This is a genomic window from Pantoea sp. SOD02 (genome assembly GCF_024707505.1).
GTDB lineage: Bacteria > Pseudomonadota > Gammaproteobacteria > Enterobacterales > Enterobacteriaceae > Pantoea > Pantoea symbiotica.
In genome coordinates, this window is sequence record NZ_CP102604.1 from 3,164,560 (window position 1) to 3,187,033 (window position 22,474).

At 52.2% G+C, this 22,474-nt stretch carries 23 protein-coding genes and 5 tRNA genes; 4 read left to right on the plus strand and 24 right to left on the minus strand.

Translation table 11 applies throughout. From position 1 onward, the window contains the following. Positions 1-24: 24 nt before the first annotated feature. Both tyrA and NR302_RS14715 read right to left on the minus strand, forming a co-directional pair. Positions 25-1,146 carry a bifunctional chorismate mutase/prephenate dehydrogenase gene (tyrA, locus tag NR302_RS14710; protein ID WP_061719956.1) on the minus strand — a complete coding sequence of 374 codons (1,122 nt, stop codon included), beginning with the start codon at positions 1,144-1,146 and terminating at the stop codon, positions 25-27. Between the two features lie 6 nt (positions 1,147-1,152). Beyond that, a complete protein-coding gene (locus NR302_RS14715) occupies positions 1,153-2,232 on the minus strand; it encodes a 3-deoxy-7-phosphoheptulonate synthase (RefSeq protein WP_258143802.1) in 1,080 nt (359 codons plus the stop codon). A 287-nt stretch (positions 2,233-2,519) separates the two neighbouring features. Here NR302_RS14715 and NR302_RS14720 point away from each other — a divergent pair, with 287 nt between their 5' ends. Beyond that, on the plus strand, positions 2,520-3,041 hold the full coding sequence (locus tag NR302_RS14720) for a GNAT family N-acetyltransferase (protein WP_258143803.1): 522 nt from the start codon (positions 2,520-2,522) through the stop codon (positions 3,039-3,041). Between the two features lie 56 nt (positions 3,042-3,097). Here NR302_RS14720 and rplS read toward each other — a convergent pair whose 3' ends face one another. From rplS to ffh, 5 genes are all read right to left on the minus strand, one after another. Further along, positions 3,098-3,448 (minus strand): 50S ribosomal protein L19, encoded by a 351-nt coding sequence (gene rplS, locus NR302_RS14725; protein WP_007893316.1) that lies wholly within the window; start codon positions 3,446-3,448, stop codon positions 3,098-3,100. A gap of 42 nt (positions 3,449-3,490) precedes the next feature. Next, complete coding sequence (gene trmD, locus NR302_RS14730; RefSeq protein ID WP_036649673.1) at positions 3,491-4,255, minus strand: tRNA (guanosine(37)-N1)-methyltransferase TrmD; 765 nt, start codon at positions 4,253-4,255, stop codon at positions 3,491-3,493. A 35-nt stretch (positions 4,256-4,290) separates the two neighbouring features. Continuing rightward, entirely contained in the window at positions 4,291-4,839 is a 549-nt protein-coding gene (rimM, locus tag NR302_RS14735) for a ribosome maturation factor RimM (protein WP_008108998.1), read from the minus strand. A gap of 18 nt (positions 4,840-4,857) precedes the next feature. Next, positions 4,858-5,106 (minus strand): 30S ribosomal protein S16, encoded by a 249-nt coding sequence (gene rpsP / locus NR302_RS14740; protein WP_007893313.1) that lies wholly within the window; start codon positions 5,104-5,106, stop codon positions 4,858-4,860. Positions 5,107-5,249: 143 nt separating this feature from the next. Continuing rightward, positions 5,250-6,611 carry a signal recognition particle protein gene (gene ffh / locus NR302_RS14745; RefSeq protein ID WP_008108995.1) on the minus strand — a complete coding sequence of 454 codons (1,362 nt, stop codon included), beginning with the start codon at positions 6,609-6,611 and terminating at the stop codon, positions 5,250-5,252. Positions 6,612-6,778: 167 nt separating this feature from the next. On the opposite strand from ffh, the gene NR302_RS14750 reads away from it, so the two are divergent. Both NR302_RS14750 and NR302_RS14755 read left to right on the plus strand, forming a co-directional pair. Next, on the plus strand, positions 6,779-7,573 hold the full coding sequence (locus NR302_RS14750) for an inner membrane protein YpjD (protein WP_008108993.1): 795 nt from the start codon (positions 6,779-6,781) through the stop codon (positions 7,571-7,573). Between the two features lie 10 nt (positions 7,574-7,583). Continuing rightward, a complete protein-coding gene (locus NR302_RS14755) occupies positions 7,584-8,870 on the plus strand; it encodes an HlyC/CorC family transporter (RefSeq protein WP_008108991.1) in 1,287 nt (428 codons plus the stop codon). A gap of 53 nt (positions 8,871-8,923) precedes the next feature. Here the strand turns inward: NR302_RS14755 and luxS are convergent, their stop codons facing one another. The 15 genes from luxS to tam form a co-directional block, all read right to left on the minus strand. After that, positions 8,924-9,439, minus strand: coding sequence for an S-ribosylhomocysteine lyase (gene luxS / locus NR302_RS14760; protein ID WP_007893307.1), 516 nt, complete (start codon positions 9,437-9,439; stop codon positions 8,924-8,926). Positions 9,440-9,589: 150 nt separating this feature from the next. Continuing rightward, a complete protein-coding gene (gene gshA / locus NR302_RS14765; RefSeq protein WP_008108989.1) occupies positions 9,590-11,194 on the minus strand; it encodes a glutamate--cysteine ligase in 1,605 nt (534 codons plus the stop codon). Between the two features lie 31 nt (positions 11,195-11,225). Next, positions 11,226-11,654, minus strand: a complete 429-nt coding sequence (locus tag NR302_RS14770; RefSeq protein WP_061719953.1) for a YqaA family protein — start codon at positions 11,652-11,654, stop codon at positions 11,226-11,228. Further along, positions 11,651-12,217 (minus strand): fructose-1-phosphate/6-phosphogluconate phosphatase, encoded by a 567-nt coding sequence (gene yqaB, locus NR302_RS14775; protein WP_008108985.1) that lies wholly within the window; start codon positions 12,215-12,217, stop codon positions 11,651-11,653. The genes NR302_RS14770 and yqaB overlap by 4 nt, the downstream gene beginning before the upstream one ends. Positions 12,218-12,458: 241 nt before the next feature. Next, positions 12,459-12,535 (minus strand) — tRNA-Arg (locus NR302_RS14780). A gap of 44 nt (positions 12,536-12,579) precedes the next feature. Further along, positions 12,580-12,656 (minus strand) — tRNA-Arg (locus NR302_RS14785). A 55-nt stretch (positions 12,657-12,711) separates the two neighbouring features. Continuing rightward, positions 12,712-12,788: transfer RNA gene (locus NR302_RS14790), tRNA-Arg, on the minus strand. An 85-nt stretch (positions 12,789-12,873) separates the two neighbouring features. Beyond that, a tRNA-Arg gene (locus tag NR302_RS14795) sits at positions 12,874-12,950 on the minus strand. Positions 12,951-12,958: 8 nt separating this feature from the next. After that, positions 12,959-13,051: transfer RNA gene (locus NR302_RS14800), tRNA-Ser, on the minus strand. Positions 13,052-13,355: 304 nt separating this feature from the next. After that, positions 13,356-13,541: a carbon storage regulator CsrA gene (gene csrA, locus NR302_RS14805; protein WP_008104508.1), complete on the minus strand. Its 186-nt coding sequence runs from the start codon at positions 13,539-13,541 to the stop codon at positions 13,356-13,358. Between the two features lie 249 nt (positions 13,542-13,790). Then, on the minus strand, positions 13,791-16,418 hold the full coding sequence (gene alaS, locus NR302_RS14810; protein ID WP_258143805.1) for an alanine--tRNA ligase: 2,628 nt from the start codon (positions 16,416-16,418) through the stop codon (positions 13,791-13,793). Between the two features lie 135 nt (positions 16,419-16,553). Beyond that, complete coding sequence (locus NR302_RS14815; RefSeq protein ID WP_258143806.1) at positions 16,554-17,009, minus strand: regulatory protein RecX; 456 nt, start codon at positions 17,007-17,009, stop codon at positions 16,554-16,556. Between the two features lie 175 nt (positions 17,010-17,184). Next, on the minus strand, positions 17,185-18,255 hold the full coding sequence (recA, locus tag NR302_RS14820) for a recombinase RecA (protein WP_008104515.1): 1,071 nt from the start codon (positions 18,253-18,255) through the stop codon (positions 17,185-17,187). A 92-nt stretch (positions 18,256-18,347) separates the two neighbouring features. Then, entirely contained in the window at positions 18,348-18,842 is a 495-nt protein-coding gene (gene pncC / locus NR302_RS14825; protein WP_008104517.1) for a nicotinamide-nucleotide amidase, read from the minus strand. Positions 18,843-18,944: 102 nt separating this feature from the next. Then, positions 18,945-19,721, minus strand: a complete 777-nt coding sequence (gene tam, locus NR302_RS14830; RefSeq protein ID WP_258143807.1) for a trans-aconitate 2-methyltransferase — start codon at positions 19,719-19,721, stop codon at positions 18,945-18,947. A gap of 166 nt (positions 19,722-19,887) precedes the next feature. Between tam and NR302_RS14835 the strand changes: the two genes are divergently transcribed. After that, positions 19,888-20,775: a dihydrodipicolinate synthase family protein gene (locus NR302_RS14835; protein ID WP_258143808.1), complete on the plus strand. Its 888-nt coding sequence runs from the start codon at positions 19,888-19,890 to the stop codon at positions 20,773-20,775. Between the two features lie 32 nt (positions 20,776-20,807). Here NR302_RS14835 and NR302_RS14840 read toward each other — a convergent pair whose 3' ends face one another. Both NR302_RS14840 and mltB read right to left on the minus strand, forming a co-directional pair. Next, on the minus strand, positions 20,808-21,143 hold the full coding sequence (locus tag NR302_RS14840; protein ID WP_258143809.1) for a zinc ribbon domain-containing protein YjdM: 336 nt from the start codon (positions 21,141-21,143) through the stop codon (positions 20,808-20,810). Between the two features lie 85 nt (positions 21,144-21,228). Then, positions 21,229-22,311 carry a lytic murein transglycosylase B gene (gene mltB, locus NR302_RS14845; protein WP_061719945.1) on the minus strand — a complete coding sequence of 361 codons (1,083 nt, stop codon included), beginning with the start codon at positions 22,309-22,311 and terminating at the stop codon, positions 21,229-21,231. Positions 22,312-22,474: the final 163 nt, after the last annotated feature.

Genomic DNA, 22,474 nt, shown 5'->3' on the forward strand with positions numbered 1-22,474 from the left:
CATCCTCGCGGATGCCTTTTGCTTTTACTGCCGGCTGTCGTTCGCCGATCGCAGCATGCTTCTGCTTTCGACCAGGAAGCGTTTCGCGTAATCACCAAACCAGTGTTCAACCCGCTCGAAGCTATCGATGAAGGCTTGCTTATCGCCCTGCTCGAGCAGTTTGATCGCATCACCAAATCGTTGGTAATAACGTTTGATCAGCGCCAGATTACTCTCTGAAGACATAATAATGTCCGCGTAAAGCTGTGGATCCTGCGCAAACAGACGTCCAACCATCGCCAGCTCAAGGCGGTAGATTGGCGAAGACAACGCCAACAGCTGATCCAGATTAACGTTCTCTTCCGCCAGATGCAGACCATAAGCGAAAGTCGCAAAGTGACGCAGTGCCTGAATAAACGCCATATTCTGGTCGTGCTCAACGGCACTGATACGATGCAGGCGCGCGCCCCAAACCTGAATCTGCTCAAGGAACCACTGATAAGCTTCCGGCTGACGGCCATCGCACCACACCACAACCTGCTTCGCCAGGCTGCCGCTGTCTGGGCCAAACATCGGATGCAAGCCCAGAACCGGTCCGGTGTGCGCGGCTAGCATCGCTTGCAGCGGGCGATTCTTCACCGAGGCCAGATCGACCAAAATGCAGTCTTCTGGCAATTTCGGCAGCTCACCGATAATTTGCTCTGTGAGATGGATTGGCACACTGATGATCACCATGCCCGCATCTTTCAGCAGCTCGTCTGAACGTTCCCAATCGCCTTTATCCAGAATGCGGACCTGATAGCCAGAAAGTGTCAGCATCTTTTCAAACAGACGCCCCATCTGGCCGCGGCCACCCACAATCACCACCGGGCGCAGCGTCGGGCACAGCGTTTTGAAGCCTTTGTCATTTTCATGCGCATAAGATTCACGCATCAAGCGACGCAATACATCTTCAATCAAATCCGGCGAGACACCGAGCGCTTCAGCTTCCTGACGGCGAGAAGCCAACATGCTGGCCTCACGCTCGGGAACATAGATCGGCAAACCGTAGCGGCTTTTAACTTCCCCTACTTCGGCTACCAGCTCCAGTCGTTTTGCCAGTAACCCAAGTAGTGCTTTATCTACTTCATCGATTTGATCGCGTAGCGCGGTCAGTTCAGCCACCATGACTCATTACACCTCGTGTGACAGACGCGCCGACAGCACTCCCTGCAAATCCTGATGGATTTCACGCAGCAACGTTTCAGTGGTTTCCCAGTCGATGCAAGCATCAGTGACGGATACACCGTATTTCATTTCGCTACGTGGCTGTTCAGAAGACTGGTTGCCTTCATGAATGTTGCTTTCCAACATCAGGCCAATGATGGAACGGTTTCCATCTTTAATCTGCGCGATAGCCGATTCGGCTACGCCAGGCTGGCGGCGATAGTCTTTGTTAGAATTACCATGGCTGCAATCTATCATTAAGGCCGGACGCAGTCCCGCTTTCAGCATCTCTTTTTCACACTGAGCGACATCTTCTGGACCGTAGTTTGGTGCTTTACCGCCGCGCAGAATCACATGTCCATCTGGGTTGCCCTGGGTTTGCAGCAAGCAAACCTGACCAGCCTGATTGATACCTACAAAACGGTGCGGCATCGCAGCGGCGCGCATGGCGTTAATCGCGGTACCAAGGCTGCCATCCGTACCATTTTTAAAACCAACCGGCATGGAAAGGCCTGAAGCCATTTCACGGTGGGTTTGTGATTCAGTGGTACGCGCACCGATCGCTGACCAGCTAAACAGATCGCCAAGGTATTGTGGGCTATTGGGGTCCAGCGCTTCGGTCGCCAGCGGTAATCCCATCTCGACGAGATTCACCAGCAGCTGACGTGCGATATGCAGCCCGGCTTCCATATCAAACGAGTTGTTCATGTAAGGATCGTTGATTAACCCTTTCCAGCCGACGGTGGTTCGAGGTTTTTCAAAATAAACGCGCATAACGATGTACAGCTGATCCTTCAACTGTGCAGAGAGAGATTGCAACTGACGGGCATAGGTAAGTGCGGCTTCGGTATCGTGAATTGAACAAGGACCACAAACCACCAACAGGCGCGGATCGCGGCCCGCAATAATGTCGGCAATGGTCTGGCGAGAAGACGCAATTTGCGCTTCCTGCGCCGCAGTGAGCGGGAATTTGGCTTTCAGCTCTTGCGGGGTAATCAAAATTTGTTCGTCGGCGATATGCACATTGTTCAGCGCGTCTTTTTGCATGATTGCGATCCTTTTTACTCGTTTATGCGGTTTGGGATCCTCACTGAGGATGGCGCTTACTTTATCACATCATGTACATCTTGCAATCCACAAATGTACACTTTTATTACCAGCAAAATAAAAAACCACTTAAAATCTAACATAAAATATAAAAATCAAAAACTTATATGAACACACCAAAATACCACATTGTAAATAAATAATTACACCCTAATAAACCCCGTTAGTGATTTTTGCCAGCAGCCGAGCTAACATTCTGTTATTCATTATTTTTCAGGGATCGTGCGATGTCCATTTCGCTTGTCACACTGCGTCCTTTCACGTTGCAGGATATCGACGCTTTTGCCCAGGCCATCAACGAATCGCTAAGTACGCTAAAACCCTGGATGGCTTGGGCCCACGACGATTATCATCCTGATGAAGCTGCCAGCTGGATCGATTTTACGCGCATTCAACGCAGTAAACGCGAAGCGGAAGAGTTCGCTATTGTGGATGGCAACGATCGGTTGCTGGGAAGCGCCGGTATTCGTTTCGCAAAGAATCCGGGCGAAAGCAGTGCATTAGGATATTGGGTGCGCAGCGATGCTCAGCGGCAAGGCGTTGCGACGCGTGCGGTGGCGCAGTTGGTCGAATTTGGCTTCCAGTATCCACATATCAATCAGCTAGAGATTCTGGCAGCAGAAGAGAATTACGCCAGTCGCGCGGTTGCCTTACGCAGCGGCTTCACATTGGTTGATTATTGCTTTGGGCTGATCATTCTGGAGAGCGGAGCGGTGAACGGCGCGATCTATCATTTACAGCGCCCATAAAAAAGGGGCTGACCAAATGGTCAACCCCTTGTTTGCTATTAACTTTGAGAAGTCGCTTACGCGCCAAGACGCTCTTTGATACGAGCTGACTTACCGGTACGCTCACGCAGGTAATACAGTTTGGCTTTACGCACAGCACCACGACGTTTAACAGCAATGCTGTCAATTACTGGAGAGTGAGTCTGGAAGACACGCTCAACACCTTCGCCGTTAGAAATCTTACGAACAGTGAATGCAGAATGCAGACCGCGGTTACGAATAGCGATAACCACGCCCTCGAATGCCTGCAGACGCTTCTTAGAACCTTCTACGACCCATACTTTCACTTCCACGGAATCACCCGGACGGAATGAAGGTACGTCCTGCTTCATCTGCTCTTGTTCAAGTTGCTTGATAATGTTGCTCATAATTAAATCTCTTATCCTGGGTAAACTGATAGTGAGGGAAGATTACTCTCCCGCCTCATCGTTTTGTTGCTGCTGATGTTCACGCTGGAACTCATTTAGCAACCGTGCTTGCTCTTCAGTCAGAGCCAGGTTTTCCAGAAGTTCAGGTCTTCTTAGCCAGGTACGGCCTAACGACTGTTTCAGGCGCCAGCGGCGAATATCGGCATGGTTGCCCGACAGTAAAACTGGCGGAACTTCCATTCCTTCTAACACTTCAGGTCGGGTGTAGTGCGGGCAATCCAGCAAACCATCCGAGAACGAATCCTCATCGGCTGACGCCTGTTTCCCCAGTACGCCGGGAATAAACCGGGCGACCGAGTCAATCAACGTCATGGCTGGCAGCTCACCGCCACTGAGAACGTAATCACCGATTGACCATTCTTCATCAATCTCAGTGTGAATCACGCGCTCATCTATCCCTTCATAGCGACCACATACCAGAATCAACTTCTGATTAGTCGCCAGTTCGCAAACGCCCTGTTGGTCCAGTTTGCGTCCCTGAGGTGAAAGATAAATCACCTTAGCGCCTTCTCCCGCCGCCGCTTTCGCTGCGGAGATGGCATCCCGTAAGGGTTGCACCATCATCAACATTCCCGGTCCGCCGCCGTAAGGACGATCGTCCACGGTACGGTGCCGGTCATGCGTGAAGTCACGAGGACTCCAGCTTTGAATGTCGAGCAGGCCATTTTTTACTGCCCGGCCAGTTACCCCGTACTCGGTAATAGCGCGAAACATCTCTGGAAACAGGCTAATAACACCAATCCACATCGCGTTCGCCGTTACGTTACCGGATTGTCCGGAGATCAAAAACCAGGATCCCAATCTACTTCAATAAGGCCAGTAGAGAGATCGACTTTCTTGATAACCTGTTCATCAAGAAACGGAATTAACCGCTCTTGCGCACCGAATGCATCCTTCAGGTTTGCCTTAACGACGAGAACGTCGTTCGATCCGGTTTCCATCAAATCAATGACTTTGCCCATCTCGTAGCCTTCGAGGTTCACTACTTTCATACCCATAAGGTCTTTCCAGTAGTAATCACCTGCTTCCAGCGCTGGCAGCTGCGTGGAGTCGACCGTAATTTCGCAATTGGTCAACTGTGCCGCAGCGTCCCGATCGTCAATGCCTTTGACTTTGATGATCAGGTCCTGATTGTGGTGCTTCCAGCCCTCGAGTTCGACCTGCTGCCATTTACCGGCGCGCTGGATGAACCAAGGTTGGTAGTCGAAGATGCTTTCAGCGTCTTCAGTGGAGGAAAACACTTTGAGCCAACCCCGAATTCCGTAAGCCGCGCCCATTTTTCCCAATACAATCGGGTTAACGGGAGGCTGCCCGGCAGGTTTAATGCTCATGCTCACCACCGTGACAGATTAAGCTGCTTTCTTTGCTTCTTTGATCAGCGCGTTAACGCGATCAGAAAGCGTTGCGCCCTGGCCAACCCAGTGCTCAATACGGTCCAGATCCAGACGCAGACCTTCAGCCTGACCAGAAGCGATCGGGTTGAAGAAACCTACGCGCTCGATGAAACGACCGTTACGAGCATTGCGGCTGTCAGTTACGACGACCTGATAGAACGGACGCTTTTTAGCGCCGTGACGTGCCAAACGAATTGTTACCATAACATCCTCATTAGTTAATAAAGCGCTCGGGCCCCATCGAGGAACGGGGCCCGAGCGCGATATAAAAAGCCCGAAAATTTTACTCATTTTGGCGCAAAAAGCAACCTGAGTGTGTCAAATAACCGGCTTTCTGTGCGGCCGCCTTAGCGACCAGGGAATCCAGGCGGCATCATACCTTTCATGCCACGCATCATTTTGGCCATGCCGCCTTTCTTCATTTTCTTCATCATGCGCTGCATATCATCGAACTGTTTCAGCAGTCGGTTGACGTCCTGCACCTGCATGCCTGAGCCCAGCGCAATACGACGTTTGCGCGAACCCTTGATAATTTCTGGCTTTTCACGCTCTTTACGCGTCATCGAATTAATGATGGCTTCCATGCGAACCAGCACTTTGTCATCCATCTGCGATTTCACGTTGTCAGGCAGTTGTCCCATGCCCGGCAGTTTACCCATCAGGCTCGCCATGCCGCCCATGTTGCGCATCTGCTTCAACTGCTCAAGGAAGTCATTGAGATCAAAACCGTCGCCGGTTTTCAGTTTCTTCGCCAGTTTCTCCGCCTGATCGCGGTCAACTTTGCTCTCGATATCTTCGATCAGCGACAGAACATCGCCCATGCCAAGAATGCGCGACGCGATACGCTCTGGATAGAAAGCTTCCAGCGCTTCGGTCTTCTCGCCCATCCCCATAAATTTGATTGGCTTGCCGGTAATGTGACGAATCGACAGCGCCGCACCACCGCGCGCATCACCATCGACTTTCGTCAGGATCACACCGGTCAGCGGCAGCGCTTCGTTGAAGGCTTTCGCAGTGTTGGCTGCATCCTGACCGGTCATGGCATCGACCACAAACAGGGTTTCTACCGGATTGATCGCGGCGTGTACCTGTTTGATTTCGTCCATCATCGCTTCATCGACGTGTAAACGACCGGCGGTATCCACCAGCAGCACATCGTAGAATTGCACTTTGGCTTGTTTCAGCGCGTTCTGAACAATGTCGACCGGCTTTTGGCTCAGATCGGACGGACAGAAATCCACGCCGACCTGCTCAGCCAGGGTTTCCAGCTGTTTGATCGCCGCAGGGCGATAAACGTCAGCAGAAACCACCAACACTTTCTTCTTGTGCTTCTCGCGCAAGAATTTACCCAGTTTTGCCACGCTGGTAGTTTTACCGGCACCTTGCAAACCTGCCATCAGCACTACGGCTGGCGGCTGAGCATTCAAATTGAGCGCATTATTTTCAGCGCCCATCGCCGCAACCAGTTCGTTGCGCACGATTTTGATGAACTCCTGGCCTGGCGTCAGGCTTTTGTTCACATCGTGGCCAACGGCGGCCTCTTTGACGCGATTAATAAATTCACGCACCACCGGCAGCGCAACGTCGGCTTCCAGCAGCGCCATGCGAACTTCACGCAGCGTGTCTTTGATGTTGTCTTCGGTCAGCCTTCCGCGGCCGCTGATATTGCGCAGGGTTTGCGACAAACGATCGGTTAAATTATCAAACATGCTCTCTCACTTAGAACCGTAGCGAGGCCGCCATAGGCGACACAATGCGGCGGATTATAACACGAAGACGAAGCGATCTCTGCAATTGACCGTCAGATCGTTTGGAGCCTGCTGCTGCTGGCGCTATACTGCTTTTTTCCTTATCTGACCGATACCTGAAAGGATCTATGTTCGTTTTCGCGATCGTGGCGCTGTTCGCCTACTCCCTCAGCCTTGCATTGATCATTCCCAGCCTGCTTAAACGCAACGGTGGCTGGCGTCGTTTTGCTGTGCTTTCTGCCTGCGTGGCGCTGATTGCGCACGCCGTTGCCCTGCAGCAGCGCATTTTTGCTGTTGATAACGGGCAAAACCTCAGCCTGCTCAATATCGGCTCGCTGGTTAGCCTGCTGATCTGCGCCATCATGACGATTGTCGCCTCGCGTAATCGTGGTTGGCTGCTGCTACCCATTGTTTACAGCTTTGCGTTGATAAATCTGGCCTTTGCCACCTTTGTGCCGAATGCATTTATTACGCATCTGGAAACCACACCAGGCATGATGGTGCACATCGGCCTGTCGCTGTTTGCCTATGCCACGCTGATCATTGCGGCACTGTATGCGCTGCAGCTGGCGTGGATCGATTACCAGTTGAAAAATAAGAAACTGGCTTTCACTCAGGATATGCCGCCGCTGCTCAGCATTGAGCGCAAAATGTTCCACATTACGCAGATTGGTGTCGTGCTGTTGACGCTGGTGCTGTGCACCGGTTTGCTCTTCATGCATAACCTGTTTAGCGCTGAGAATGTGGATAAAGCGGTTCTCTCCATCATTGCCTGGTTTGTCTACATCGTTCTGCTTTGGGGACACTATCGTGAAGGCTGGCGCGGACGCCGCGTCGTGTGGTTTAACTGTGGCGGCGCATTGCTGCTAACCATGGCCTATTTCGGCAGCCGCGTTCTTCAGCACCTGCTCACCTCTCACTAAGGATTTTGTGTTGGAACACGTTTCAACCACCACGCTGATCATTACGCTGGTCATCATGGTGCTGGTCTCTGCGTATTTCTCCGGTTCAGAGACCGGCATGATGACGCTCAATCGTTACAAACTGCGCCATAAAGCCAAAAGCGGTAATCGCGGCGCGCGTCGGGTGGAAAAACTTCTGCGTCGTCCCGATCGCCTGATCAGCCTGGTTTTAATCGGCAACAACCTCGTTAATATCCTCGCCTCCGCTCTTGGCACCATTGTCGGTATGCGCCTGTATGGCGATGCCGGCGTGGCGATTGCTACCGGTATTCTGACTTTTGTGGTGCTGGTATTTGCTGAAGTGCTGCCGAAAACGGTCGCAGCGCTCTATCCAGAAAAAGTCGCCTATCCCAGCAGCGTTTTACTGGCTCCGCTGCAGTATGTGATGTTGCCGCTGGTGTGGCTGCTGAATACCATCACCCGCATTTTGATGCGCATGGTGGGCATTAAAACCGACGGTTCCATCAACTCGGCGTTAAGCAAAGAAGAGTTGCGCACCATCGTGCATGAGTCACGTTCACTGATGTCGCGCCGTAATCAGGACATGCTGCTGTCAGTGCTCGATCTGGAGAAAGTCAGCGTGGATGACATCATGGTGCCGCGCAATGAAATCGTCGGCATCAACGTCAATGATGACTGGAAATCCATTGAGCGCCAGCTAAGTCATTCGCCGCATGGACGCATCGTCCTGTTCCGCGATTCGCTGGACGATTGCGTTGGTATGCTGCGCGTGCGGGAAGCCTGGCGCATGATGACCGAGAAGAAAGAGTTCAACAAAGATCGCCTGCTGCGTGCTGCTGATGAAATTTACTATGTACCGGAAGGCACCCCGCTTAACGTGCAGCTGGTTAAATTTCAGCGTAATAAAAAGAAAGTCGGCATGGTGGTTGATGAATATGGCGATGTTAAAGGCTTAGTGACGATCGAAGATATTCTGGAAGAGATCGTCGGCGATTTCACCACCTCAATGTCGCCATCGCTGGCCGAAGAAGTGATGCCGCAAAACGATGGTTCGGTATTGATTGAAGGCAGCGCCAATGTGCGTGAAATCAACAAAGCCTTCAACTGGACGCTGCCGGAAGAGGATGCGCGCACCATTAACGGCATGCTGCTGGAAGCACTGGAAGAGATTCCGCTGGTTGATACCCGCGTTACCCTTGGTGCCTACGATATCGATATCCTCGATGTGCAGGACAACATGGTGAAGCAGGTGCGCATCACGCCGCACCACGCACTGAAATCCTCCATCGGCTCCTGAAGCCTGCAAACAAAAACGCCGCGATAATCGCGGCGTTTTTCATTGTGTCTCAACTAGATGTGCAGCTCTTTCAGCTTTTCAGCTGGCAGCTTCAAATCTTCATTGCGGTTCACGCCGATGTCGTGAGCCAGCACATTGCGCGCGATCTGCTGCGCTTCATCCAGTGAGTGCAGTTTGTAGCTGCCGCACTGATATTCGTTCAGCTCTGGAATCTGGCCCTGCTCTTTAACTTTCAGAACATCTTCCATCGCGCCTTTCCAGGCTTTCGCTACACGCTGCTCGTCAGGCGTACCAATCAAACTCATGTAGAAGCCAGTACGGCAACCCATCGGAGAGATGTCGACGATTTCAACGCCGTCACCATTCAGGTGATTACGCATGAAGCCAGCAAACAGGTGCTCCAGCGTATGAATGCCACGCTCAGTCAGAATTTCAATATTCGGACGGCAAAAACGCAGGTCGAAAACGGTGATGGTATCGCCATGCGGAGTTTTCATGGTTTTTGCTACGCGTACAGCCGGTGCGCCCATGATGGTGTGATCAACAGTAAAACTATCCAGTAGTGGCATACGTCACCTCCTGTTTTGAGATTTTTTTTAAAACGATGAAACTTTTCTTTTCGTCCAGCGTCTGAATATATGAAAGACGCGCATTTGTTATCATCATCCCTGACAACAGAGATGTTTATTTTGGCCACATTGATGTGGCCATTTTCTTTTCTAGCCTTCGCGACCCGCGAGGTAACTTTCGAAATCCAGCGTATCGCTCTGTTCCAGCTTCTCTTGTGCCTGCACCGACTCCAACGCCTGACGACTAAAGTCCTCTTCAGTCAGAATCTCTAACGACTCTTCACACAGCAGATGACGATATTGCTCTGCCAATGCTACGCCAGCGCCGGTCAAACCGTTTTCTTTGATCGCATGCAGAATGCGCGCCGAATAGGTTAGCTCAGGATCGTCGAAAGATGCCACCAGTTGATCGCAAACCTGTTGATATTGCGTGTTGCCGTGATTGCTGTCGAGCACTTCCGCCACGCGACGCAGATCGGCAAACAGCGCTTTACCCACTTCAACCAGCGTATGTTCGGTTTCGCTACAACCCACAGCAATGACCTGGCCGGGTTTACGCCCTTCCATCACTACGCGGTTCCAGTTTTTACGCGTACACAGCAGCTCATCCGCGCTCATTTCCGGCGCGTCAGCCAGCGTACACCAAATCAGGAACAGATCGAGGAAACGCGCCTGATCGGCATCCACGCCAATCGCGGAGAATGGGTTGATGTCCAGCGAACGCACTTCAATGTATTCAATCCCGCCGCGCAGCAGCGCATCAGATGGCGCTTCACCTGAACGCGTAACGCGTTTCGGACGAATCGGTGCATACAGCTCATTTTCAATCTGCAGCACGTTGGTGTTCAGCTGCAACCAGTTGCCATCGGCATCTTTGGTGCCCATGGCGGCATACTCTTCCGAAGGCGTTTTGATCGCCGCTTTCAGTGCCGCAACGTAGCCTTCAAGCGAGTTAAAGGTGATGCCCAACCCGCTCTGCGATTTATTGGTGTAACCGAGATCGCTCAGACGCAGCGAGGTGGCGTGAGGCAGCCACAGCGTGCCTTTGCCGTCAGTTTCAAACGGCAGATTGCTCTCACGTCCTTGCAGGAATGAGGAGCAGATCGCTGGCGATGCACCGAACAGATAAGGAATGACCCAGCCAAAACGATAGTAGTTGCGAATCAAACGCAGATAGCCGGCAGAGATGGTCTCTTTGCCACTTTCGGCATCTTTCACATCCGCCCACTCCTGCCAAAACGACAGCGGCAGCGAGAAGTTGTAGTGCACGCCAGAGATAATTTGCATCAGCGCGCTATAGCGATTCTTCAGCCCCTGACGATACAGCGTTTTCATTTTGCCGATGTTGGAGCTGCCATACTGCGCAAGCTCGATGCTATTAACATCATCAATGAAGCCAGGCATGCTGAAAGGCCACAAGCGCTCATCGCCCAATTCACGCGCCACATGGCGGTGAATATCGCGCAGAAACGCCAGTGAACGATCGATGCTCTGATCAACCGGTGTGATGAACTCCATCAGCGTTTCAGCGAAATCGGTGGTAATCCAATCATGCTTGAGCGCCGAACCGAGTGACTCAGGATGTCCTGTGGTTGCCAGGTGACCATCGGGTTTTACGCGTAACGATTCGCGCTCAATACCACGGCCGATACCCTTTAACGCGTCAGGGTGCGCTTCCAGCCAGGAAAGTGCCTTAGATACGTCCGGGATCACATTAACCTCCCGCTGTGTGAATAATTTATTTTTGTTCAGCATAATGTTAACCGTAGCCTCGAATCTGTGCGAATCAATGCCACCATTGCATTGTTTGTAATGTGGCGGTCGCGATAACGATATAACGCAGCGTTTTACCGATGGCGAGGAACAGCACCGAAGGCAGCCAGGCAAAGCGCAACCAACCTGCGAGCACGCAGAGTAAGTCGCCCACTACCGGCAGCCAGCTGAAAATCAGTGCTGCAGGTCCCAATCGGTGTAACCACGTCATTGCTGTGTCGTGCCATCGCCCTTGCCCTTTTGGTGGCATCAGGCGACCAAGAAGAATGTTGGTCAGGCCGCCCAGAGTGTTTCCCACTGATGCAGCCAATAACAATCCATAAACCGAACCCTTTTGGGCGATCAGCAGTGCAACCAGCACCGCTTCCGAGCTTCCCGGTAACAGAGTCGCACTCAGGAAGCTGCTGCCGAATAACGATCCATAGGTCAGAAATTCATTCACAGTAAACGGACATCAACCACGTCCATGCCTGCTGCTTTGGCAGCTTGTACGCCGAAGTCAGCATCCTCAAACACCACACAGCGCTCGGGCGCGATGCCCATCAATTCAGCGCAGCGTAAAAAGGTATCCGGCTGCGGTTTATGACGCTGTACGTCATCCGCTCCGACAACCGCATCAAACAGGTGGTAAACGCCTAGCTCTTCGAGCAGGGCTTTTGCCAGGCTGTGTTCACTGCCGGTGCCCACCGCCATCGGACGGCGACCATGATAGGCTTTGACCACGTCCATCAACGGCAGCGGACGCACGTCATCCAGCAACATCGCTTTCAGCGCAGCGGTTTTTTCCGCCGCCAGCAGATGTGGATCGTGCGTTGCATTGTTCTGCTCAAGAATGAACTGCGCCAGTTGCCAGGTTGGAGCGCCGTTGAAGCCCACCATTTTTTCTTCATCCATGGTGAAACCATAGCGGCCAAGCACCTGTTGCCAGGCTTTTCGATGTGTCGGCTCAGTATCCAGAATTGTGCCGTCCATATCGAAAATCAGGGCGTCATATTGGTCGTACATTGTCACTCCATCGAGCACCACAAAATGAGCCATTACTTTAGCGTAATGCGCTCAGGTTGTCGCCAGGCGCGCTTAACCGCAAATGCTTTGAAAGCATTAGTTTTTTTCGTTTTCGGAAAAAGGTCAGAGTGCAATACCGGGCATAAACGCCGGTTAATTCAGCAATTTTTTTGCAAGTGGGTTTGATTGGCGCAGGATTCAGAAACTGAGAGTCAAAAACAGAAAGGTAATGAAGAAGAGATGGTGCATCCAGGAGGATTCGAACCTCCGACCGCTCGGTTCGTAGCCGAGTACTCTATCCAGCTGAGCTATGGATGCATCGAGTTACTGCTGAAGTCAATTTTGAGAAGTTTGAAGAGGAATGGTGCATCCAGGAGGATTCGAACCTCCGACCGCTCGGTTCGTAGCCGAGTACTCTATCCAGCTGAGCTATGGATGCATTGAGGTTTTCTTACGATGGACTAACTGAAACAACCTGAGGATGATACGAAGAATGGTGCATCCAGGAGGATTCGAACCTCCGACCGCTCGGTTCGTAGCCGAGTACTCTATCCAGCTGAGCTATGGATGCATCGAGTTAATTCTTGTACAACGCAGGGTGCTAACAACTCACCATGAAAGGAACTGCTCGTTCACTCTTACTTCACCATTCCGAATGGTGCATCCAGGAGGATTCGAACCTCCGACCGCTCGGTTCGTAGCCGAGTACTCTATCCAGCTGAGCTATGGATGCATCGGAAATGGCGGTGAGGCGGGGATTCGAACCCCGGATGCAGCTTTTGACCGCATACTCCCTTAGCAGGGGAGCGCCTTCAGCCTCTCGGCCACCTCACCTTACGCGTTCTTCCGAACCGTGCTTCTGAACTTGTTTCTGCTCATCGGCACTGCGTGGCGCACATATTACTTTCCCGGACTTATAAGTCAAACATTTATTTCCAGCCTTTTGTTTGATTGCACAAATGACGCTCAATTCGGATGCTTTAACGACAAAAAGAGTGATTTATCAACAAAGAAACGCTGCTGGAGAACACAAATGGGCGTTAAAACAATTGAGGAATTGAGAAAGAAAAACGGGAGATGTGCGGGACTGGAGGGAAAAACCGGTAGCGCCTCGCTCAAGAGCGAGGCGCTGAATCCGTTAGTAACTCGAGGCTTGAGTTTTTTCGGCTTGAATACGCTGATAGATCTCTTCGCGATGAACCGAAACTTCTTTAGGCGCGTTAACACCAATGCGGACCTGGTTACCTTTAACACCCAGCACCGTTACAGTCACCTCATCGCCAATCATGAGGGTTTCACCAACTCGACGAGTTAGAATAAGCATTCTTTGCTCCTTGAAAGATTAAAAGAGTCGGGCTTGTTCGGTCTCCCGGCCGTATCCATCATATAACGCTGAACAATGCCTATGACAAATACACCATTGTGCTTCGCCATGCCAATACATTCTGCTGATAGTTAGTTTAGCCGAAATACACTACATCAACCGGACTTTGTCATTACCTGGTGTGCACCGCGTTAAAAAAGCGCCAGAAAACGGGCTTCTGGCGCTTATCACAATGCGAAGTTTTATACGTTACAGTCGGTTACTGACCCATTCCTGCACGCCAGCTAGCGCGCCAGCCAGCGCCTGCGGATTTGTACCGCCGGCCTGAGCCATATCTGGGCGACCACCGCCTTTACCGCCAACCTGAGAGGCAAGTTCGCCAATCAGCTCGCCAGCTTTTACGCGGTCAGTAAGATCTTTGGTCACACCAGCAATCAGTGAAACTTTTCCATCATCAACCGTTGCCAGCACGATGATGGCAGACGTTAATTGATTTTTCAGATCGTCAACCATGGTACGCAACATTTTCGGCTCAACGTTGCTCAGTTCACTGACCAGCAACTTCGTGCCTTTAACGTCAACCGCTTTGCTACTCAATGAAGCGCTTTCCTGCGCAGCTTGCTGATCGCGCAGTTGTTGCAACTCTTTTTCCAGCGCACGCACGTGATCAACCAGTCCGCGCACCTTCTCATTCAAATTACTGCTATTGGCTTTCACCAATTGCGCCACATCCAGTAGCTGTTGGCTCTGCGCATTTACTTGTGCCAACGCACCTTCGCCGGTTACGGCTTCAATGCGGCGTACACCTGCAGCAGTACCCGATTCAGACTGAATGCGGAACAGGCCAATATCACCGGTACGCAGTGCGTGGATACCACCACACAGCTCAGTAGAGAAATCGCCCATGGTCAGCACACGTACGCGCTGATCGTACTTCTCACCAAACAGCGCCATTGCGCCCTTCTGTTTTGCATCATCGAGATCCATGATTTCGGTCTCAACGGCAAGGTTGCGGCGAATCTGTGCGTTAACAATATCCTCAACCTGACGGATTTCCTGCGGCTTCATGGCTTCAAAATGAGAGAAGTCGAAACGCAGATACTTATCGTTAACCAGCGAGCCTTTCTGTCCTACGTGATCACCCAATACTTGACGCAGTGCGGCATGCAGCAAGTGCGTGGCGGAGTGATTCAAGCGGATGCGCGCGCGGCGAGTTTCATCAACCTGGGCATGCAAACGGTCGCCAACGCGTAACTGGCCGCTGCTCAGCTTACCGATATGACCAATCGCTTTACCATACTTCTGAGTGTCCTGAACGCTAAATTCAGCATTCTGCCCAGCCAACACGCCAGTATCGCCAACCTGTCCACCTGACTCGCCGTAGAACGGCGTTTCGTCAAGCACGACCACCGCGTCCTGACCTGCACTGATCTGCTCAACTTGCTGACCGTCGACGAACAGTGCTTCGACTGTCGCATTCAGTTCCAGATGGTCATAGCCTTTGAAGTCGGTTGCGGCATCAATGCGAATGACATTGTTATAGTCGGCACCAAAACCACTGGCCTCACGCGCACGCTGACGTTGCTGCTCCATCGCGGCTTCAAAACCGGCTTCATCAATCTTCAGATTGCGCTCGCGGCATACATCAGCAGTCAAATCCGCCGGGAAACCAAAGGTATCGTACAGACGGAACACCGTTTCGCCATCAAGCGTATCGCCCTGCAGCTTCGCCAGTTCTTCATCCAGCAGCGCAAGTCCACGCTCCAGCGTTTTAGCAAACTGCTCTTCTTCGTTCTTCAGCGCGTTTTCAACATGCTTCTGCTGACGCTTCAGGTCTTCACCTGCGGCACCCATCACCTCGATCAGTGGCGCAACCAGCTTGTAGAAGAATGCCTCTTTCGCGCCCAGCATATTGCCGTGACGCACCGCGCGACGAATGATACGACGCAACACATAGCCGCGGTTTTCGTTCGATGGGATTACGCCATCGGCGATCAGGAAGGCACAAGAACGAATATGGTCAGCGATAACGCGCAGCGACTTGTTATCCAGATCGGTTGCGCCAGTTACCTGCGCAACAGACTTGATCAATTTGGCAAACAGATCGATTTCATAGTTGGAGTTAACGTGCTGCAGCACGGCAGCAATTCGCTCCAGACCCATGCCGGTATCCACTGACGGTTTCGGCAGCGGCTCCATGGTTCCGTCGGCCTGACGGTTGAACTGCATGAAGACGATGTTCCAGATCTCGATGTAACGATCGCCATCTTCTTCCGGGCTGCCCGGCGGGCCACCCCAGATATGATCGCCGTGATCGAAGAAAATTTCGGTGCATGGACCGCAAGGACCAGTGTCGCCCATCTGCCAGAAGTTATCTGAAGCATAAGCGCTGCCTTTGTTGTCACCGATACGGATAATGCGCTCGCGCGGCACACCAATATCGTTAGCCCAGATTTCGAAGGCTTCATCGTCTGTTTCATAGACGGTCACCCACAGGCGCTCTTTAGGCAGCTTAAACCACTGCTCACCCGTCAGCAGTTCCCATGCATAAGCGATCGCTTCTTTCTTGAAGTAATCACCAAAGCTGAAGTTGCCCAACATTTCAAAGAAGGTGTGGTGACGTGCCGTGTAGCCCACGTTTTCGAGGTCGTTATGCTTGCCGCCGGCACGCACACAACGCTGAGACGTCGTTGCACGCGCATAGTCGCGCTTATCCTGACCGAGGAAAACGTCTTTAAACTGGACCATCCCGGCATTGGTAAACAGCAAAGTCGGGTCGTTGTTCGGTACGAGGGAGCTGCTGGCTACAACCTGATGTCCCTTGCTATGAAAAAAGTCGAGAAACGCTTGACGGATCTCAGCAGTGCTCTTGCTCATAAAATTCCTGGAATCACGCTAACGAACGTTCCCTTTCGCTGGCAAACCCTATCCATCCGGCCTGCCGCTGACTGAGGAACAAAAAGTGGGAATAAGATAAATTTTCTTCAGTGGGAAGTAAAATCACATCGCCTTTCAGTCGTCACTATTTCTGAAAACAGCCTGAATATCTTCCATCATAAAGCCTTTCGACATCAAAAAACGCTGAACCTTGCTTTTCTCGGCCCAGGTTTGCGGTAAGGGTTCGCCAAATTTGCGTTTGGCAAGGTCGGCTGCGCACTGGCGCCAGTCCACTTCGGTATCGAACAGCGCCTGATTGATTTCATCGCGGCCAATGCCTTTTTGCTGCAACTCCATACGCACGCGCTGCGGACCATATCCCTTACGCGCACGGCTTTGAATAAAGCGTTCGGTAAAGCGCTCATCGTTGAGCCAACCGCTCTCCTGACACCAGTCGAGCACTTTTTCCAGTAACTCGTCGGGAATCGGCGTGTTTTCCTGCTGCTGCAGGTAGGCCGCGCGTTGGGAAGAGAGCTGCAACTTACGCTTCAGCTCTGCGCGGCTGTGATCGCGCTGCGAGAGGATACGCATAGCACGGTCCAGCAAACGGGAATATGTTGGCACAGGTGCCGCAGATGGTGACGATGACATAGGATTTACCTTGTTCTAACAGTCGTGCAGGGACGCAGGGTAAAGCAAGAAGGCAGAGAGGAAAAGCACTGGCGGGGAAAAGCAAAACGGGAGCATCTCTGCTCCCGTTAATATTTTAGAAATCTTCGTTAGTTTCGCTGGCCTCTTCGCGATCATCAGCGGAGATTTTCGCGGTGTCTGCGGCGGCGACTTCACCACTTAGCAGCAAGTCACGCAGCTTCTTGTCGATCTCATTCGCAATCGCCGGGTTCTCTTTGAGGAAGTTGGTGGAGTTAGCTTTACCCTGACCAATCTTCTCACCGTTGTAGCTGTACCACGCACCGGCTTTCTCAACCAGCTTATGCTTCACGCCAAGATCCACCAGCTCGCCAAAGGTGTTGATACCTTCACCGTACATGATTTGGAATTCAGCCTGCTTAAACGGTGCCGCAATTTTGTTCTTCACGACTTTCACGCGGGTTTCGCTACCGACCACTTCGTCGCCCTCTTTAATCGCACCGATACGGCGGATATCCAGACGAACAGAAGCGTAGAATTTCAGCGCGTTACCGCCGGTTGTGGTTTCCGGGTTACCGAACATCACACCAATCTTCATACGAATCTGGTTGATGAAGATCAGCAGCGTGTTGGACTGCTTCAGGTTACCAGCCAGCTTACGCATTGCCTGGCTCATCATACGAGCGGCCAGACCCATGTGTGAATCGCCGATCTCGCCTTCGATTTCCGCTTTCGGCGTCAGCGCCGCCACGGAGTCGACGATGATGACGTCAACCGCGCCTGAACGCGCCAGCGCATCACAAATTTCCAGTGCTTGCTCACCGGTATCCGGCTGTGAACACAGCAGGTTATCGATATCAACGCCCAGTTTTTTCGCGTATACCGGATCCAGTGCGTGCTCGGCATCGATAAAGGCACAGGTTTTGCCTTTGCGCTGTGCAGAAGCAATAACCTGCAGCGTCAGCGTGGTTTTACCCGAAGATTCCGGTCCGTAAATCTCAACGATACGTCCCATCGGCAAGCCACCCGCGCCCAGCGCGATATCCAGTGACAGTGAGCCGGTAGAGATGGTTTCGACATCCATTGAGCGGTCTTCACCCAAGCGCATGATGGAGCCTTTACCAAATTGCTTCTCAATCTGGCCCAGTGCGGCAGCTAAAGCCTTCTGTTTGTTCTCGTCGATCGCCATTTCCACTCCTAATCATGCTGGGTGAGTCGACATCAAGTATGTCGCTCGTTCTGTTGCCGCTAATTATACTGTATGGTCATACAGTATCAAGTTTAATTTATCAGAAATTCATCAAGCAGCGTTTGCAGCGCCCAGACCACTGATTGACGGCGCACCGCATCACGGTCGCCAGCAAAGATCTGGCGCTGCGCTAGTACGCGCCCCTCTGGCCCCGCAATCGCAAACCACACGGTGCCCACCGGTTTATCGGGCGTGCCACCATCTGGACCGGCAATACCGCTTACGGCGATGGCGTATTCCGCCGCCGCAGCTTTAGCTGCACCGGTCGCCATCTCACGCACCGTCTGTTCACTTACGGCGCCATACTGCTGTAGCGTTGTGTCCTGTACGCCCACCATCTGCTGCTTAGCTTCATTGCTGTATGTGACGAAACCGCGCTCAAACCAGGCGGAGCTGCCGCTGATATCGGTAAAGACTTTCGCAATCCAGCCACCGGTGCAGGATTCCGCTGCGGTCACCGTTGCCTGACGTTTCTTCAGCTGCTCGCCAATGCGGCGACTTAGCTGCTGTAACTGTTCATCGTTCATCGCCTTCTCCCGTTGTGGCGCTTCACGTTAGCAGTAAATGGTGCGCTGAAAAGCCCTTTTCAACCTTCAGCCATCATTTCTGCGTAGTGGCTTCCAGATACCTCAGCCTGTTTTCACTGCAACCATAAAGAGACGCGGGAAGGCTAACAAAACCTGGCCGTTACTGCGTGCGGGGTAAGCCGGAATAAGTGCCTGGTGATAATCATGGAGAAATGCTGCCTGCTGGGTTTCATCAAGCCCCGCAAGGAAAGGACGCAACCCGGTGGCACGCAACCAGGTAATGATGCCCTGCGCATCTGCCATCGGGTGATAATAAGTGGTGCGCCAGATATCAACCTTGCAACCCGCATCGGTCAACAAGTCGTAATAATGATCGGTAGTCAGCAGACGTTTGCGATCCGCCGCCTGAGCTGAAATCAACGCCTGCCACTTTTCATTCGCCGCCACTTCACGCATCAAGCGGTGCGACGGTTCTTCAAGATTATCGGGCATCTGAATCGCTAACGCGCCACCGATGGCCAATTGATCAACCAGATGCGGCAGCAATGTGTGATGCTCGGTCAACCACTGCAGCGAGGCATTGGCATAGATAACCTGCTGCGGCTGTTCGGCCTGCCAGCGGCGAATATCAGCCTGCTGAAAATGGCAGGTGGGCAGACGTTCACGCGCCTGCTCTAACATTGCGGCAGAGCTGTCAATTCCGGTTATCTGCGCCTTCGGCCAGGCTTGTGCCAGTAGCTCGGTGCTGTTGCCGGGTCCGCAACCAAGATCAGTAGCAAAGCGCACATCATCGAGCGGAATGCGCTCCAATAGCTCACGTGCCGGGCGGGTTCGCTCTGATTCGAATTGGCGATACAGCTGTGGATTCCAGTCTTGCATGGCAATGCTCCTGTCTTGGCTAAGGGGCTAAACACTACCTGCTTTTCTCGCCTTTATAGAAAGAGAAAAGTGCGACATCTCACCTTTTTATCCTCGCTAGCTGGTTAGCCTGCGCAGATAGCATTAAGTTAAAACGATGTTTCATTTTACAACTAAGGAGCTTGTTATGTCTGCACAACCCGCATTGCCCGGCGTATGGTGTCCGTCAGTAACGCCCTTCGACAGCAACAACAATCTGGATATTGATGCGCTTGGCCGTCATTTTTCACGCCTAAATCAATCAGGTATTGATACCTTGCTGTTGATGGGCAGCATTGGCGAGTTTGCCTCACTCTCTCAGCAGGAGCGCCTGTTGCTGATTCGTGAGGCGCGCCAACTCTCGTCACTGACTATGGTGGCAAACGTCTCCAGCACCTGTATTGCGGATATGCTAAAACTGGCGGATGCGGCCTGGCAGAACGGATTTGATGCTGTGATGGTGCTGCCTCCCTACTATTACGGGCAGACACACAAACAGCTGCTGAGCTATTTCAAAGCACTGGATACACAGCTGGGCGGCAAATGGTTCGCCTACAATTTCCCCGCGCGTACCGGTTGCGAATTAACGCCTGCACTGGTCGCAGAGCTGGCCGCAGAGTTGCCCAACTTTGTTGGCATCAAAGACACCATGGATTGTTTGTCGCATAACCGCGCGATGATTGAAGAAACCAAGAAGGTACGCAGCGATTTCACCGTGCTTTCCGGTTATGACGAATATCTACTGCCCAATCTGCTGGCTGGCGGTTCAGGTGTGATTTCCGGCTTAAACAATATTGTGCCGGAGCTGTTTGCCCGAGCGATGCAGGCCTGGCGGGCGGGCGATTTAGCGCAGCTCAGTGAGATTCAGCAACGCATTGGTAAGTTGATGGCGATTTACACCATTGGTGATGATTTTGTTACCACCATAAAAACGGCCGTTGCACGCCGATTTGATTCAATGCGCAGCTACTCGCGCAATTATGGTGGCGAGCTAACAGCGGTACAGTGTGAGGAAGTGGATCGTTTGCTGAGTTGAAACAAGCAGGACGGCGCCGAGCCGTCCTGTGATTAGTTCTTTTTGACGAACTCAGATTTGAGTTTCATCTGACCAAAGCCATCAATCTTGCAATCAATGTTGTGATCGCCTTCGACCAGGCGAATGCTTTTGACTTTGGTACCAATTTTCAGCGTAGAAGAGCTGCCTTTAACCTTGAGATCTTTAACGACAGTTACGCTGTCGCCATCCGCTAGCAGGTTGCCGTTGGCATCACGTACCACTAAACCGTCAGCTGCATCATCGGCGCTTGCCGTCCAGATGTGGCCGCAAGATGGGCAATTCAGGTTCTCGCCATCTTGCCAGGTGTAATCGGCTTGGCATGCAGGACAGGCAGGTAAGGTACTCATAAGCGCTCCTCAGAAGTCGGATGCGGTGAAGATGGCACCGCAAAAGGGGCGCCATCTTATACCCTCACACTTTATATGGACAGCATTAAAACATGCTGCCCTGACGTGCTTTAGCCACGGCTTCACCCAACTGCCACACCGCCATTGCATAGTGGGTGCTGTGGTTGTAGCGCGTAATGGCGTAGAAGTTGGGCAGTCCGTACCAATATTGATAACTGGTGCCGAGATCCAAACGCAGCAAGCTTACCTGAGAGTTACCATCCAGCGATCCCTGTGGCGTTAAACCACTCGCGGCTAAGGTGCTTACCGGGTACTTGGTTTTAAAGCCATTCTCCAACGCTGGAGCCTGACCGCTGGCTGGCACTGCAACGTTTTCGCCCGCACGCCAGCCGTGTTCTTTAAAGTAGTTGGCTACGCTGCCAATCGCATCAACCGGATCCCAAAGGTTGATATGACCATCGCCATTAAAATCGACCGCATATTGCTTATATGAGGATGGCATGAACTGTCCATAACCCATCGCACCGGCAAAGGAGCCACGCAGATCCAGCGGATCGTCTTGCTCTGTACGCGCCATCAGCAGGAAGGTCTCCAGCTCACCGCTGAAGTAAGCTGCGCGACGCGGGTAGCTAAATGACAAGGTTGCCAACGCATCCAGCAAGCGCGTTTTGCCCATTACCCTGCCCCAGCGCGTTTCAACGCCGATAATGCCAACAATGATTTCCGGCGGCACACCGTAAACTTGCTGCGCACGTTGCAGCGCATCCTGATACTGATTCCAGAATGCCACGCCATTCTGCACGTTATCCGGCGTAATGAACTTATTGCGATAGCGAATCCATGCACCGTTCGGTCCGGTTGGCGGCGTATAGCTCGGCGCTTGCTGGTCCATCAGGCGCAGTACGTAATCCAGACGCTTCGCCTGGCCAATCACCGCGTGCAACTGTTCACGGTTAAAACCGTGTTTGGCCACCATTTGATCGATGAACTGTTCAGCGGCAGGGTTACCCGCAAAATCGCCAAACATCGGTTGAACCGCGTGTGAAGGTTCCAGCAAAAAACCGCCTTTAGGTGCAGGCACAACGGCGGGCTGCTGGTGGGATGCAGGCTTACTGCTGCAGGCAGCAAGCAGAGTAATAAGCGGAAGAAGAGCAACCTTAAAACGCATTGGATATCCATAAGCCAGGTGAAACCGGAAGCACTCATGGTAATCGTTCATCGGAGTGACATACAGAGCAATATCTTAGAATTTAACCGTTTCTCGCCAGTTTCAGCCGGTTACAACGTGAATTTGCGAAACGGCTCCACACTTTACCTTTTTCATTAAATTT